Source organism: Streptomyces sp. (assembly GCF_035563135.1).
In the GTDB taxonomy this organism is placed as follows: Bacteria; Actinomycetota; Actinomycetes; order Streptomycetales; family Streptomycetaceae; genus Streptomyces.
Map to the genome: position 1 here is coordinate 1 of NZ_DATMVN010000374.1, position 13,934 is coordinate 13,934.

The 13,934-nt window shown below is 69.7% G+C and carries 14 protein-coding genes and 1 pseudogene; 10 read left to right on the top strand and 5 right to left on the bottom strand.

What is annotated here, in order from left to right:
- From VN520_RS16225 to VN520_RS16240, 4 genes and pseudogenes are all read left to right on the top strand, one after another.
- Nucleotides 1–115 (top strand): annotated as a pseudogene (locus VN520_RS16225) (NADP oxidoreductase); the annotation flags it as partial.
- Between the two features lie 256 nt (nucleotides 116–371).
- Entirely contained in the window at nucleotides 372–917 is a 546-nt protein-coding gene (locus VN520_RS16230) for an SRPBCC family protein (protein WP_325747631.1), read from the top strand.
- A 25-nt stretch (nucleotides 918–942) separates the two neighbouring features.
- Entirely contained in the window at nucleotides 943–1,293 is a 351-nt protein-coding gene (locus VN520_RS16235) for a hypothetical protein (RefSeq protein WP_325747632.1), read from the top strand.
- On the top strand, nucleotides 1,290–1,445 hold the full coding sequence (locus tag VN520_RS16240; protein ID WP_325747633.1) for a hypothetical protein: 156 nt from the start codon (nucleotides 1,290–1,292) through the stop codon (nucleotides 1,443–1,445). Before VN520_RS16235 ends, VN520_RS16240 begins: the two co-directional genes overlap by 4 nt.
- Before the next feature lie 10 nt (nucleotides 1,446–1,455).
- Here the strand turns inward: VN520_RS16240 and VN520_RS16245 are convergent, their stop codons facing one another.
- The gene (locus VN520_RS16245; protein ID WP_414719859.1) at nucleotides 1,456–2,316 is read right to left on the bottom strand and encodes a pentapeptide repeat-containing protein; all 861 of its coding nucleotides are present in this window, start codon (nucleotides 2,314–2,316) and stop codon (nucleotides 1,456–1,458) included.
- A gap of 130 nt (nucleotides 2,317–2,446) precedes the next feature.
- Between VN520_RS16245 and VN520_RS16250 the strand changes: the two genes are divergently transcribed.
- Nucleotides 2,447–2,926 (top strand): hypothetical protein, encoded by a 480-nt coding sequence (locus tag VN520_RS16250; protein ID WP_325747634.1) that lies wholly within the window; start codon nucleotides 2,447–2,449, stop codon nucleotides 2,924–2,926.
- 85 nt (nucleotides 2,927–3,011) lie between these two features.
- Complete coding sequence (locus VN520_RS16255; RefSeq protein ID WP_325747635.1) at nucleotides 3,012–3,236, top strand: hypothetical protein; 225 nt, start codon at nucleotides 3,012–3,014, stop codon at nucleotides 3,234–3,236.
- A gap of 95 nt (nucleotides 3,237–3,331) precedes the next feature.
- Here VN520_RS16255 and VN520_RS16260 read toward each other — a convergent pair whose 3' ends face one another.
- Nucleotides 3,332–3,562: a hypothetical protein gene (locus VN520_RS16260; protein WP_325747636.1), complete on the bottom strand. Its 231-nt coding sequence runs from the start codon at nucleotides 3,560–3,562 to the stop codon at nucleotides 3,332–3,334.
- 542 nt (nucleotides 3,563–4,104) lie between these two features.
- On the opposite strand from VN520_RS16260, the gene rhaI reads away from it, so the two are divergent.
- From rhaI to VN520_RS16275, 3 genes are all read left to right on the top strand, one after another.
- The gene (gene rhaI, locus VN520_RS16265) at nucleotides 4,105–5,271 is read left to right on the top strand and encodes an L-rhamnose isomerase (RefSeq protein ID WP_325747637.1); all 1,167 of its coding nucleotides are present in this window, start codon (nucleotides 4,105–4,107) and stop codon (nucleotides 5,269–5,271) included.
- Between the two features lie 67 nt (nucleotides 5,272–5,338).
- Nucleotides 5,339–7,384: a bifunctional aldolase/short-chain dehydrogenase gene (locus tag VN520_RS16270; RefSeq protein ID WP_325747638.1), complete on the top strand. Its 2,046-nt coding sequence runs from the start codon at nucleotides 5,339–5,341 to the stop codon at nucleotides 7,382–7,384.
- Between the two features lie 82 nt (nucleotides 7,385–7,466).
- Nucleotides 7,467–8,948 carry a rhamnulokinase family protein gene (locus VN520_RS16275; RefSeq protein WP_325747639.1) on the top strand — a complete coding sequence of 494 codons (1,482 nt, stop codon included), beginning with the start codon at nucleotides 7,467–7,469 and terminating at the stop codon, nucleotides 8,946–8,948.
- A gap of 59 nt (nucleotides 8,949–9,007) precedes the next feature.
- Here VN520_RS16275 and VN520_RS16280 read toward each other — a convergent pair whose 3' ends face one another.
- A complete protein-coding gene (locus VN520_RS16280) occupies nucleotides 9,008–10,066 on the bottom strand; it encodes an enoyl-CoA hydratase/isomerase family protein (RefSeq protein WP_325747640.1) in 1,059 nt (352 codons plus the stop codon).
- Between the two features lie 178 nt (nucleotides 10,067–10,244).
- Between VN520_RS16280 and VN520_RS16285 the strand changes: the two genes are divergently transcribed.
- Entirely contained in the window at nucleotides 10,245–12,338 is a 2,094-nt protein-coding gene (locus VN520_RS16285; protein WP_325747641.1) for a SpoIIE family protein phosphatase, read from the top strand.
- 138 nt (nucleotides 12,339–12,476) lie between these two features.
- On the opposite strand, the gene VN520_RS16290 is transcribed toward VN520_RS16285, so the two are convergent.
- Nucleotides 12,477–13,109, bottom strand: a complete 633-nt coding sequence (locus VN520_RS16290) for an LAETG motif-containing sortase-dependent surface protein (RefSeq protein WP_325747642.1) — start codon at nucleotides 13,107–13,109, stop codon at nucleotides 12,477–12,479.
- A gap of 203 nt (nucleotides 13,110–13,312) precedes the next feature.
- Nucleotides 13,313–13,801, bottom strand: coding sequence for a GNAT family N-acetyltransferase (locus tag VN520_RS16295; RefSeq protein WP_325747643.1), 489 nt, complete (start codon nucleotides 13,799–13,801; stop codon nucleotides 13,313–13,315).
- Nucleotides 13,802–13,934 lie beyond the last annotated feature (133 nt).

Sequence of the window (13,934 nt, forward strand, 5' to 3'; positions counted from 1 at the left end):
GTCCTGGCGCCAGCAGCCCGGTACGCCCGTCTACGGGAACCGGGGCGACGCCGAAGCCATCGCCAAGGCCCTGGCCGACGCCTCCCCGGAGCGCACCACCGAGTGGCGCGCCTGACCGGGCGGTGCGCAGCCTCCACGGTGACCGCGCCGTTGCCTCCCGCACCGGGCCGCGTCCGGTCACCGGCGAGGCGCGGTGCGGGAGGGACCGAGGTCGCTGTTGCCCGGCATGTGCGGGCTTCTCGGGCCCGGCGTCCTGGGTTCTCTTGTGTGTACGCAACACTGTTTCGACGAACCAGCACTGCCGGCCGTTCGCACATGCTCCGCCCGGCTCGGGTGTGAGGCCCCGGCCGGCCGAGGACGAGGAGTGCCACATGACCCGCACCATGTCCGTATCGGACAGCATCCTGATCCGGGCAGCACCGTCAGCCGTGTACGAAGAATTGAGCGACCCCACGGCGATGGGACGCTGGAGTCCGGAGAACCGGGGCGCGAGGATAGTCGGGAAGCAGCTCAAGGCCCATGTCGGCATGGTCTTCGAGGGGCACAACAGACGCGGCTCCTTCCGCTGGACGACCAGGTGCACGGTGACGGCCGCTGACCCCGGCGAGCGGTTCGCCTTTCGCGTGCACGCGATCGGGGTCCGGCGACCGTGGCTGCCGGGCGCCATCGCACTGTGGGAATACCGCTTCGAGGCGGTCGACGGCGCCACCCGGGTCACGGAGACCTGGACGGACGGCCGGCGGACATGGCCCGACTTTCTCGCCAACGCCTTCGACCGGGTCGCGACGCGTGGTCATACGTTCGCGGAGTTCCAGCGCGGCAACATCCGCACGACGCTTGAGCGCCTCAGAGCCGCGGTGGAACAGGACGGATCGGGCGAGGCCGGGGCACCGGAGGGCGGGCCGCGCCGCGGGTGAGCCGCGGCTCAGGCTGGAGCTGGACGTGCGGGGTTGTGACACGGTCCGCTGGGCGCCGTATGCCGAGCGCTGCCGGGCCTCAGGTGTGCGGCTGACCACGTTCGCGCAGCCCGGTGAGAGCCCGTCACACCGCCGTCGCCTGTACGAGCTCGACAAGGAGTGTGCCGCCGGCACCCCGGGCCGGGGGCCCTTCCACTCGTTCGAGGAGTACGTACACGAACGCCTCGCCGCGCCGTCGTTCGATCCGCGCGGGGCCGTCCTCGCGCTGGCCGACGAGGAGTGGACCGGTATGGCTGCGACCACCGATCACCGTGAAAGGGGATGCGCGTTCAACGAGATGGCCGGGGTACGGCATGAGCACCGGCGCTCAGGGTGACCGTCACCATGAAGGCCCACGGCATGGGCTTCGCCGCTCCGGGCGGCGTACACCTGGTGCGCACCGTTCATCACGCCACGAACGGGAGGATGATCGCCCTGAACCGGATGATCGTTCATGTGGACGCCGACCGGGAGGAAACCGAGGGGTGAGCACGGAGGTTCAGGCTGTGCCGGGCCCGCTCTCCGCCCAGTGCGGGGGCCTGGTGAGGGAGTCCGGCAGCTTCGTGGCGGTGTTTCCCTTCGCCGCGTTCAGCTGGGCCTGGGTGAGGAAGAGGGCGCCGGTGAGGTCTGCGTCGGAGAGGTCGGCGTCACGGAAGTCGGCACCGATGAGTTCCGCCCCGCGCAGATCGGCTCCACGCAGGTCGGCAGCGATGAGGTATGCCCCTCGGAGCTCCGCTCCCCGGAGATCGGCACCCTTGAGCCGGGCTCCGATGAGGTCGGCACCCCGTTGACTGCGCTTCCTGCGGCGGGGAACCGTGGCGCGTTCGAGTTCCCCGGCGCGCAGCAGAAGGGCGGCCACCCTGTCGTGGTGAGCGGAGACGTCCAGCTCCGCGAGTTCGTCGGCGGGCAGGCCGGTGAGACGCTCCGTGGTGCCGAGGGCGTCGCTGAGGTCGGCGTGCAGCCGGGTGGCGGCGGGCAGGGCGAGGGCTTCCGTCAGGTACCAGAGCAGTTCGTGGAGCTGCCTCATCACGGGGAAGATCTGGAACATCTGCCGGGCGGTGTCCGGCGCAGCCCTCCAGTCCCGGCCGCCGTAGGTCTCCTGGGAGACCTTCTGGCCCGCGCCGAAGCAGTCGTACACGGTGCAGCCGGAAAAGCCCTCGGAGCGCAGCCGGGTGTGTATACCGCAGCGGAAGTCGTCCGCCAGACTGGGGCAGGGCGTCCCCGCGTCCTTGTTGATCGCGAAGTCCGCCGACGCGGTCAGCGTCAGCGCCACGCAACAGAGCCCGAAGCAGTTCATGCAGTCGGCACGCAGGGCAGCCCGTTCGATGACGGGTGCGGCGGTCGGGTCGTCGTGGGGCACGTGCCTGGTTCCTCCGTGTGTGATCTCCGCCAAGTTTACGGGTGTGCACAAAGACGGCGGAGCGGCCTCTGTCAGTGAGCGGACGCACACTTGTCCGCAGGACTCGGTACAGGTGTGGAGGGGGCAGGACATGAGCGCGTCGCAGGACAGGGGCTTCGAGCCCGCGACCGGTGATGGCCCCGCGTCCCCGGAGGGCGCGGCCGGGCGTGCCCAGGAAGTGCGGACCGCTTTCGAAGGCATGCTTCAGATCAGGCGGCTGACCTGTGCGGGGCGGGTGGATCCCGAAGGCGAGCCGGCCCCGTGGGAGCGGCACCGGCCGCTCCGTGCCGTGGCGCTGGCCCTGGAGGCCGCCGGGATACCCGCGTCGGCGGTCGGTCCGTCCGGAGAGCGGACCGCCACGGGCTACCGCGTCTGCGAGGGGGAGGCGCCCGGCTCGGTGCGAGTGGAGTGGGCCGGCCCACCGGGCAGTGGAACGGCCCATGGCGAGGAGGAGGCACTGGCCGGGTGCGCCACGGCGCTGCGGCGACTGGGCTGGACGGCACTGCTCTACCGCGGTCCGCGTCGACGGCGCTTCCTCGAGGTCGAACCGCCGGCCGCGCTCCCTTCCTGAAGGGCGTTCCGCAGTGGCCGAAGAGCATTGTCAGACCCATAGGGGATGCTTGACGGCCCAAGACCTCCGACCGGGAGATGCTGAGATGCAAGAAGCCGAAATCGCTGCGGCCCAGGCGTACATCCGTCTGCTGGCCACCACACGTGCTGCGCTCGCCGACCCGGCCGAAGCTCCTCTGTACATGCCGCTGCTCGCCTCACCGATCGAGGAGGCGGACGAGGCTCTGCGGAGCGCCGGCCTCGCGGGGAACGAGGACAGGCTCTTCACTCTCGTGCGGAAGCTTCAACCGAGCCTGACGGGTCCCCGCTGACCGGTCCCGGTCACGGCGGGTGCCCCGCCGGCAGGGCCCGGCAGCGTGGGTCGGGGCAGGCACTTCACCGGGGGCCCACCGCGGCGGGCCGTCACTCACTGACCGCCGTACAGGAGCGAACCGGTGGTGGGGAGGTCTTCGCTCGCCTCCAGCCAGTTCTTCAGGCCGGAGAGGAACACCGGCCGGTCGCCGTTCGGTTCCCCCTCGGCGTCCTCACGGAGTTCGTCGGGGCGACGGTCAGCCGACAGGAGCCGCGGCCGGGCTCGATTTCCCGGATGAGACGGGCGGGCCCTGCCCCTCACCTCGTCGCTCCGGAGCGCGACCACGCCCTGGACCGGCTTGCGCGGCGGGTCGGCCTCCCGATTACGCCCTCCCCCAGCGGGCCCAGGGCGCGCCCTTCTCGAAGCGCGCGCCCTGGACCCGGTCCGGGATGACGCGGGCGCCGAAGTCGCACTTGCTCCTGACCTCAGGATCGGTGATCGCCTCCCGGATACGCCCGGGACTCCGCGTGCCCGCCCACCCACCGGTCGTGGACGAAGCGGATGGGCACCGGGGCCAGGAGGCGCAGCTTCTCCCGCTCCCGCCGCCGCGGAACAGCTCGTCGAGCAGGCCGCGTCACGTCTGACCGGCCGGAGCTTTGCGGACGGGGTCCGTACAGCCAGGGCAGGTGGCCTTCTGGCCACATACCGATGCACGGCCGTCAAGGGGAAGCCTCTGCGTCGGACTCGATGAATTGATTCAAATCGAGAAGAAACTTGACTGGTCGCTTGACTAGCAGCAGTGCTCAAATCTAGCGTACGTTCCGGATGAAACGATTCACATCCTCGATCCTGACCGGTCGTCGGATGACTCTGCTTACGAGGTGTTCATGTCTGATGTGTCGGCCGTCAAGGCAGCTCTGAAGTCCCAGGTCATCGAGACGCCCTCCTGGGGTTACGGCAACTCCGGAACCCGCTTCAAGGTCTTCGCGCAACCCGGTGTACCGCGCGACCCGTTCGAGAAGCTGGCGGACGCGGCACAGGTCCACGCCCATACCGGGGTCGCCCCGAAGGTGTCACTGCACATTCCGTGGGACAGGGTCGAGGACTACACAGCGCTGAACCGGTATGCCGGAGAACTCGGCCTGCGGATCGGAGCGATCAACTCCAATGTCTTCCAGGACGACGACTTCAAACTGGGATCGGTCACCCACCCGGACCCCGGGGTCCGCCGCAAGGCGACCGATCATCTGCTCGAGTGCGTGGACATCATGGATGCCACCGGGTCGTCCGACCTCAAGCTGTGGTTCTCGGACGGCACCAACTATCCCGGCCAGGACGACATAGCGGGCCGCCAGGACCGTCTGGCCGAGGCACTCGCAGAGGTGTACGAACGCCTCGGCGACAACCAGCGGATGCTCCTGGAGTACAAGCTCTTCGAGCCCGCCTTCTACACCACCGACGTACCGGACTGGGGCACTTCGTACGCCCACTGCCTCAAGCTCGGACCGAAGGCCCAGGTCGTCGTCGACACCGGCCACCACGCACCGGGCACCAACATCGAGTTCATCGTGGCCTTCCTGCTGCGCGAGGGGAAGCTCGGCGCATTCGACTTCAATTCCCGTTTCTACGCGGACGACGACCTGATGGCGGGCGCCGCCGACCCGTTCCAGCTGTTCCGGATCATGCACGAGGTGGTCAAGAACGGTGGTCTCGAGGCCGGTACCAACGTCAACTTCATGCTCGACCAGTGCCACAACATCGAGGCCAAGATCCCGGCGGTCATCCGCTCGGTCACCAATGTCCAGGAAGCAACCGCGAAGGCACTGCTGATCGACGCCGGGGCACTGGCCGAGGCCCAGCGCTCCGGTGATGTCCTGGCCGCGAACGGGGTGCTGATGGACGCGTTCAACACCGATGTACGGCCGCTGCTCGCCGAGGTCCGCGAGGAGCTCGGACTGGCGCGCGACCCCTTCGCGGCTTATCTCGCCTCCGGCAACCAGGAACGCATCGCCGCCGACCGCGTCGGTGGCGAGCAGGCGGGCTGGGGAGCCTGATCCCCGCTCCCCCGCCCTCGCACGTCCGGCAGCCCGCCCTTCCCCGTCTCTTCCCGAAGGAACCCTCATGACGTCCGCGACGCACGCCGAAGTCGCCGCGCTCCTGGAGCGCGCCCATCGGATCGGCTGCGACCCCCGCAACACCAACTACGCCGGCGGCAATGCCTCGGCGAAGGCGACGGAAACCGACCCGGTCACCGGTGGCGAGGCCGAACTGCTCTGGGTCAAGGGCTCGGGCGGTGACCTCGGCACGCTGACCGAGGCCGGTCTCGCCGTGCTCCGGCTGGACCGTGTACGGGCACTCAAGGCCGTGTACCCGGGGGTGGAGCACGAGGACGAGATGGTCTCGGCGTTCGACTACTGCCTGCACGGCAAGGGCGGTGCCGCCCCGTCGATCGACACCGCCATGCACGCACTGGTCGAGGCCTCGCATGTCGATCACCTGCACCCGGACTCCGGGATCGCGCTGGCCTGCGCGGCCGACGGCGAGAAGCTGACCGCCGAGTGCTTCGGTGACAAGGTCGCCTGGGTGGGCTGGCGCCGGCCGGGTTTCCAGCTGGGGCTCGACATCGCGGCCGTCAAGGAGGCCAATCCGCAGGCGGTCGGTGTGATCCTGGGCGGACACGGCATCACGGCCTGGGGTGACACCTCCGAGGAGTGTGAGCGCAACGCCCTGTGGATGATCCGTACCGCTGAGACGTTCCTCGATGAGCACGGCAGGAAGGAGCCCTTCGGCCCCGTGCTCCCGGGCCGGGAGGCCCTGGACGAGGAGGCGCGCCGGGAGCGGGCAGCGGCCCTCGCTCCGGTGATCCGCGGGCTGGCGTCCACGGACCGGGCCCAGGTGGGGCACTTCACCGACGCGGCGCCCGTACTGGATTTCCTCTCACGCGCCGAGCACCCCCGTCTCGCCGCCCTCGGCACGTCCTGCCCGGACCATTTCCTCCGCACGAAGGTCAGCCCGCTGGTCCTCGATCTGCCGGCCGACGCACCGCTGGAGGAGGCGGTGGCCCGGCTCGAGGCGCTCCACCAGGAGTACCGGGCCGCGTACCGCGCGTACTACGAACGCCATGCGGCGCCCGGCTCGCCCGCGATGCGCGGAGCGGACCCGGCGATCGTACTGGTGCCCGGTGTCGGCATGTTCTCGTTCGGCAAGGACAAGCAGACCGCCCGGGTCGCCGGGGAGTTCTACCTCAACGCCATCAATGTGATGCGCGGTGCCGAGGCCGTCTCCACGTATGCGCCGATCGAGGAGTCCGAGAAGTTCCGCATCGAGTACTGGGAGCTGGAGGAGGCCAAGCTCCGCCGGATGCCGAAGGCGAAGGCTCTGGCCACGCGGGTCGCGCTGGTCACCGGCGCCGGGTCCGGCATCGGCAAGGCCGTGGCGCACCGGCTCGTCGCGGAGGGCGCGTGCGTCGTCGTCGCGGATCTGAACGCCGTGAACGCGGCGGCTGTCGCAGAGGAGCTCGGCGGCCCGGACAAGGCCGTCGCGGTGACGGTCGACGTCACGTCCGAGGAGCAGATCACTGATGCGTTCAAGGCCGCCGCGCTGGCCTTCGGCGGTGTGGACCTGGTCGTGAACAACGCCGGGATCTCCATCTCCAAACCTCTGCTGGAGACCACGGCCCGGGACTGGGACCTGCAGCACGACATCATGGCCCGCGGTTCGTTCCTGGTGTCCCGCGAGGCCGCGCGGGTGATGCGGGCGCAAGGTCTCGGCGGTGACATCGTCTACATCGCGTCCAAGAACGCCGTGTTCGCGGGCCCGAACAACATCGCGTACTCGGCCACGAAGGCCGACCAGGCGCACCAGGTGCGTCTGCTGGCGGCCGAGCTCGGTGAGCACGGCATCCGGGTCAACGGGATCAACCCGGACGGCGTCGTACGCGGCTCGGGAATCTTCGCAGCCGGCTGGGGCGCCCAGCGCGCGGCCACCTATGGCATCGAGGAGGAGAAGCTGGGCGAGTTCTACGCCCAGCGCACGATCCTGAAGCGCGAGGTGCTTCCGGAGCATGTCGCCAACGCCGTATTCGCACTGACGGGTGGGGACCTCACCCACACCACCGGCCTCCACATCCCCGTCGATGCCGGTGTGGCGGCGGCGTTCCTGCGCTGACCTTGTACCACTCCGCCGCGCCCCGGATGCTGTTCTGTGAACACCCGGGGCGCCGCTCTGCCCGGATCGGATGAGATTTCCCATGTCTGCGACTTCACAACACGGCCCGGTGTTCGCCGCGGTGGACCTGGGCGCCACGAGCGGCCGGGTGATCACCGGCAGGGTGGGCCCCGACGAGCTGGTGCTGGCCGAGGTGCACCGCTTCCCCAACACACCGGTCCGGCTCCCCGACGGGCTCCGCTGGGATGTTCTCGCCCTGTACCAGGGCGTGCTGGACGGGCTGCGCGCGGCGGCGCGCAGTGGCCCCGTCGTCTCGGTGGGCATCGACACCTGGGCCGTGGACTACGGCCTCCTGGACGCCGACGGGTCGCTCCTCGGCCTGCCGTTCCACTACCGCGACGGGCGTAACGCCGCGGCTGCGAAGGAGGTACTGGCCCGCTTCGACGCGCAGGAGCTGTACGGCATCGTCGGGCTGCAGCACCTGCCGTTCAACACTGTCTTCCAACTGGCCGCCCACCGACCGTCGGCACAGTGGCCGGCGGCACGGACACTGCTGCTGATGCCCGATCTGCTGGTGTACTGGCTGACGGGTTCGGTGGGTGCGGAAGTGACCAACGCGTCCACGACCGGCCTGTTCGACGCCCGCACCGGTGACTGGTCCGATGCGTTGATCGGGCGGCTGGAGCTGGAGCGCTCGTTGTTCCCCGCGCTGCGCGAACCGGGCCAGCGAGCGGGCACCGTGCTTCCGCACGTGGCCGGGTTCACCGGCCTGCCGGCGGGGACACCGGTGACGATCGTAGCCTCGCACGACACCGCGTCGGCCGTGGCCGCGGTTCCTGCGGCCGAACCGGGATTCGCGTATGTGTCGTGCGGTACCTGGTCGCTGGCCGGCCTCGAACTGGACGCGCCGGTGCTGACCGAGGAGTCGAGAGCCGCGAATTTCACCAATGAACGCGGTGTGGACGGCACGGTGCGCTACCTCCGCAACATCATGGGAATGTGGCTGCTGGAGGAATGCCGTCGTACCTGGGAACGCGACGGTACCTCGATGGGTCTCGCGAGTCTCCTTGCGGACGCGGCGCGAGCAGAGCCGTTCGCCGCCGTGATCGACCCGGATGATCCGGAGTTCCTGGCGCCGGGTGACATGCCCTCACGGATCGACGCCGCTCTCGCCCGCACCGGGCAGGCGACGCCGGACGGCCCCGGAGGATACGCGCGCTGCGTGCTGGAGAGCCTGGCACTGGCCCATCGCAGGACTCTGCTCGCGGCCGCCCGGCTGGCCGGCCGTGAGCTGACACGGATCCATCTGGTGGGCGGCGGGTCGCGCAACGAGCTGCTGTGCCAGTGGACCGCCGACGCGACCGGGCTGCCGGTCACCGCGGGACCTGCCGAAGCCACCGCGCTCGGCAATGTACTGCTCCAGGCCCGGGCCGACGGGCTGGTGGGCGGGCTGCCTGACATGCGCAGGCTCGTCGCACGCACCCAGGAGCTGCGCCACTACGCCCCGCAAGGAGACGCCCGGGCCTGGGACCGGGCCGCGGACCGGCTGACGATACGCGTATGAGCGGCGCTCCGGACCCCTGCCGACAGGGGGTCCGGAGGGCCGGTGCGCGACGGAGGGCGTCAATCCGAGGCGAGGCCCAGTTCCTGGTCGCCCAGCGACTCGAAATGGCGGGCGACCTCGGCGGCGGTGACCTCGCCGGGCTCGGCGGGGCTCCATCGGGGTGTGCGGTCCTTGTCGATGATCCGGGCGCGCACCCCCTCCACCAGGTCATGCCCGGTGAAGGCCCGGCAGGAGACACGGAACTCCTGGTCGAGGGCTGCTTCGAGGCTGGTGAGCCGTCCGGCACGGCGCACGGCGGCCAGGGTGACCTTGAGAGCGGTGGGTGATGCGGAGAGGAGCATGCCGGCAGCCTCCTTGGCGGCGGGCAGTCCACTGCCCTCCAGCCTGTCGATGATCTCCTCGACGGTGTCGGCGGCGTAGCAGTCGTCGATCCACGCGCGGTGTGCGGCGAGTTCCCCTTCCGGGGCGTCGGTCGCATATCGCCGCACGGTGCCCGCCACGTCTGCGGGCGTGGCGCTCCGGGAGAGCTCGGCGGTGAGGCCGGCGAGGTAGTGCGACGGGACGAAGTGGTCGGCCAGCCCGCACAGGATGGCGTCCGCCGCGTCCACGGCCCGGCCGGTCAGAGCGAGATGGGTACCGAGCTCGCCCGGCGCCGCGGCCAGCAGATAGGTGCCCCCCACGTCGGGCACGAAGCCGATCCCGGTCTCGGGCATCGCGACACGTGACCGCTCGGTCACGATACGCACGTCGCCGTGGGCCGACACACCCACGCCCCCGCCCATGACGATGCCGTCCATGAGCGCCACGTACGGTTTCGGAAACCTGGCGATCTGGGCGTTGAGCCGGTATTCGTCACGCCAGAAGTCCACGGACCCTCGACGGCCCGCACGGGCGTCCTCGTAGATCGACCGGATGTCGCCCCCCGCGCAGAGGCCCCGCTCGCCGGCTCCGCCGATCACGACGGCGGTGACCGCGTCGTCCTCGGCGGCCGGAGCGAGCGCTTCACTGATGCCTCGCACCATGGTGTGCGTGAGGGCGTTCAGGGCCTGGGGGCGGTTGAGGGTGATGTGCAGGACGCGGCCCTCGGTGTGCAGCAGGACGGGCTCGTCGTCGTTCATAGGTGCGCTCCGGTCATCCGTGGACGATCTCTGCGTGTCATTCTGCGACGGCCGCCGCGGGGCTCCGGCGCCGGGTCCCCTGTGGAACCGCTGTGGCACTCCCGCATCGCGGGCTCGACAATTGAGATCTACGGGCCGCGACGTCCAGCAGCCCCGCCGGACCACCTCCGGAGGAGGCATGACCGACCCCTCACCGCGACCGGACGAGAAAACAGCCTCGCGGCTCCGGCTCGAACGGCGACGTGCCGGTGACACCGGGACCGACGAACGGCTCGCCCTGAACCGGACCGGCACCTTCGAGTGGGATCTGGACGCCCGGGCCGTCGACGTCGACGAAGCCGGGCTGATGGTCTTCGGCCTGGATGCCGCAAGCTTCGAGGCGTCGCCGTCCGCCGTGATCGACCGGCTGGACGCGACGGACCGGGCGCGCCTCGAGACCACCATCGACGAGGCGATCTCCGGCGGGAGCAGCTCGTACAGCGTCCACTTCCAGGTGCCCATGGCGGACGGGACCCGCCAGTGGACACACGTTCAGGCTCGGATCCTGCGGTCCGGTGACGGCCGGGCGCACCGCGTCATCGGTGTGGTGCGGGACGCAACGGCTGAGGTCACCCATTCGGCCTTCGCGCTGGATCTGGAAAAACGGCGCCGCCGCCGGACGAGCATCGTCGAACGCACCACCGCCGCGATGTCACGCGCGGTGACCGTGGACGACGTCACCGCCGCGCTCACCGGCCCGGGAGGCCTCGTCGGGATCGGTGCGGACGGGCTGGCGCTCGGCCTGGTGGAGAATTCAGCGCTCAAGATCATCGCGCTGAGCGGTGACTCGGTGGAGGTTCTCGAAGGCCTGGGTTCCGGACAGCTCGATGCGAGACTTCCCCTCGGGGACACGATCCTCAGCGGACGCCCACGGTTCATCACCTCACTCGGTTCACTGATCCGGCGTTACCCGGTCCTCGAACCGCACATCGGTGAACTGAACTTCCGTGCCGTCGCCTACCTCCCGCTGATAGCCCAGGCCCGCTCACTGGGCGGGCTCGCGCTCTTCTACCGTGAAAGCACGGCGTTCAGCGCGGACGAGAGGATTCTGTGTCTGGGACTGGCTGCCATCGTGGCGCAGTCGCTGCAGCGGGCGATCCTCTTCGACGAGGAACGTGAATTCGCCACGGGGCTCCAGTCGGCCATGCTCCCGCGCCGGATCCAGGAGATCGAGGGCGGCGAGATCGCAGTCCGTTATCACGCGGCGTGGAGCGGGCGGGAGGTCGGTGGTGACTGGTACGACGTGATCACGCTCCCCCGAGGCCGTGTCGGTGTGGTGGTGGGCGATGTGCAGGGGCACGACACGCATGCCGCGGCGATCATGGGCCAGCTGCGTATAGCACTGCGCGCGTACGCCGCCGAGGGACACCCTCCGGCGACCGTACTGGCGCGGGCCTCCCGATTCCTCGCCGAACTCGACACCGAGCGGTTCGCGACGTCGACATACGCGCAGGTCGACCTCGCCACGGGGGCGGTGCGCGTGGCGCGTGCAGGCCACTTCGGACCACTGATCAAACACACCGACGGGCGGGTGGGAGCCCCTCGGGTGCGCGGAGGCCTGCCGCTGGGGATCTCCACGGATTTCCGGGACGAGGAGTACCCGGAGACCCGTCTTGACCTGGTGCCCGGCGAGACACTCGTCCTGTACACCGATGGACTGGTCGAGGAACCGGGAGCCGATGTCGATGCGGGTGTCGCGGCGCTGATCCATGAGGTGAGCGGCGGACCCGACGGCGCCGAGGCACTGGCCGACCATCTGTCGGACCGGCTGTGGGAGCGGTGGGGGTCGGGTGACGACGTGGCGCTGCTGGTCCTGCGACGCAGCCCGGATCTCGGGTCACCGCGTGCTCCCCGGCTGCACCAGTACATCCATCAGGCGGATCCTCAGGGCCTGTCGGAGGCCCGGTCCATCGTCCGTCAGGCGCTGACGGACTGGGACCTCGCCGGGCTGGCGGACGACGCGGAGCTGGTCACGGGAGAGCTGCTGGTGAATGTGCTGCTGCATACGGAGGGCGGGGCGGTGCTGACGCTGGAGGTGCTGCCGGAGCCCGTGCGGCGCATCAGGCTGTCGGTCCAGGACCGCTCGAGTGTCTGGCCGCGGCGCCGCACCCCGGGCGAGACATCGACTTCCGGACGTGGTCTGCTGCTTCTCGACGCGGTTGCCGAACGCTGGGGCATCGAGCCCCGAGGAGAGGGCAAGGCCGTCTGGTGCGAGATCGGACCCGCTTCCTGAGCCTGCTCCCGGCAGTCGCGGCTGCTGCCGCAGTGGGACGGGGCGCGAAAGGGGCGTACTGCATCGCAGTCGATGCAGTACGCCCCCGCCAGGAACACCGGTGTTCAGCCACCGCTGTGCCGAAGTGTTGAGGACGCGTCAGTGCTGCGTGCTGCGGCGCTTACGGACGGACCACAGGATGCCGCCGCCGGCGAGCAGAACCGCGAGTGCGGCTCCGCCGATGACGGGCGTGGCGGACGACGAACCGGTCTCGGCCAGGTCCGGCGCACTGCTGCTCGGCTCCGCGGGGGCCGGTGCGGCCTCCGTGGCGGTCTCACTCGGCTCGGGGGTCTCCGAGGCCGGCGGCTCCGTACTCGGAGCCGCCGAAGGTGTCGCCTCGGTCGGGGTGGGCGACGGGGTCTCGCCCTCACACACCGGAGCGGTCTTCGTGTCCTCGACGGAGTACCTGTCGTCGTCCCCGGCCTTGACGACGAGGCGGACGGTCAGCTCCTTGTCGTGCTCCGGAAGCTGGAGAGGGGTCTTCGTGCTGAAGTCCCGGCCGAACTGGGTCGTGGCAAGCAGATCTTCGCCGCCCACGACGGAGACCGTCACCTCGTTGGTGGCTTCGGCCGAGTAGGCCGTGAGGTTGAGTGTCACTTCGGAGCAGGTCACGGCCCAGGTGGGGGTGTGAGCTGCGGCCGGACCGGCGGTGATGACCCCGCCTGCCAGACCGACTACCGCAGCGGCCGCGAATGCTCCCGCGCCACGCCACGATCTCCTGGGTATGGTCATGGATTCTTCCTCCATATGAGTTCACCGCTGGGATGGCGGTGGGGCGCACAGTACTGCCCCCCGTTCCGGGAGACGCACCCGCCCCCGGATTCAGGGAAACGCCAACCCTGCGCAGATCACCGCCACTTGTGACATGCCGGACACGCCAGGATGGCCGGAAGCCACTGTGCTCACAGGCACTCCGGCGGGCCGTGAGGGTCATTTCAGAGCAGCTTGTGCATGATGTGCAGCCCCACGTAGCCCTGAACGGGATGTTTGAATCCCTCCGGCAGGGTCCCGATGACCTCGAAACCGAGGGAGCGGTACAGCCGTACGGCGTGGATGTTCGTCTCCACCACGGCATTGAACTGCATGGCGCGATATCCCGTCGTACGTGCCCAGTCCACGGTGTGTTCACACAACGCCCTGCCCACACCCCGGCCCGAGTGTTCCGAAGCGACCATGTAACTGGCACTGGCGACGTGCGAGCCGTTGCCCATGTGGTTCTTGTTCATCTTGGCTGTGCCGAGGACGGTCCCCGCCTCGTCGACCGCGACAACCGTGCGGTCCGGATCCGGGAGGAGCCACCAGTCCCGGGCTGTCTCCTCGCCAAGGTCCACCGGGTAGGTGAAGGTCTCACCTGCGGCGACGATGGTACGGAAGAACGGCCAGATTGCGGGCCAGTCCTTGTGCGTGGCTTCTCTGATCATCATGGGGGCCAAGATGCCTGGTCGGACAGTCTCACGCAATCGATTCAGCGGTCTGCGCGCACAGGTCTGCGCAGTCCGATCCGGGCGAGAAGCCCCCGCCCGGCACCTGTCCGCGCATCAGGCCGGCCGGGCGCCC

Excerpts from the sequence above, each read along its gene's own strand:
- VN520_RS16275 (WP_325747639.1), top strand. The coding sequence starts at position 7,467 with ATGTCTGCGACTTCACAACACGGCCCGGTGTTCGCCGCGGTGGACCTG.
- VN520_RS16230 (WP_325747631.1), top strand. The coding sequence starts at position 372 with ATGACCCGCACCATGTCCGTATCGGACAGCATCCTGATCCGGGCAGCA.
- VN520_RS16295 (WP_325747643.1), bottom strand. The coding sequence starts at position 13,801 with ATGATGATCAGAGAAGCCACGCACAAGGACTGGCCCGCAATCTGGCCG.
- VN520_RS16270 (WP_325747638.1), top strand. The coding sequence starts at position 5,339 with ATGACGTCCGCGACGCACGCCGAAGTCGCCGCGCTCCTGGAGCGCGCC.
- VN520_RS16280 (WP_325747640.1), bottom strand. The coding sequence starts at position 10,066 with ATGAACGACGACGAGCCCGTCCTGCTGCACACCGAGGGCCGCGTCCTG.
- rhaI (WP_325747637.1), top strand. The coding sequence starts at position 4,105 with ATGTCTGATGTGTCGGCCGTCAAGGCAGCTCTGAAGTCCCAGGTCATC.
- VN520_RS16250 (WP_325747634.1), top strand. The coding sequence starts at position 2,447 with ATGAGCGCGTCGCAGGACAGGGGCTTCGAGCCCGCGACCGGTGATGGC.
- VN520_RS16285 (WP_325747641.1), top strand. The coding sequence starts at position 10,245 with ATGACCGACCCCTCACCGCGACCGGACGAGAAAACAGCCTCGCGGCTC.
- VN520_RS16255 (WP_325747635.1), top strand. The coding sequence starts at position 3,012 with ATGCAAGAAGCCGAAATCGCTGCGGCCCAGGCGTACATCCGTCTGCTG.
- VN520_RS16290 (WP_325747642.1), bottom strand. The coding sequence starts at position 13,109 with ATGACCATACCCAGGAGATCGTGGCGTGGCGCGGGAGCATTCGCGGCC.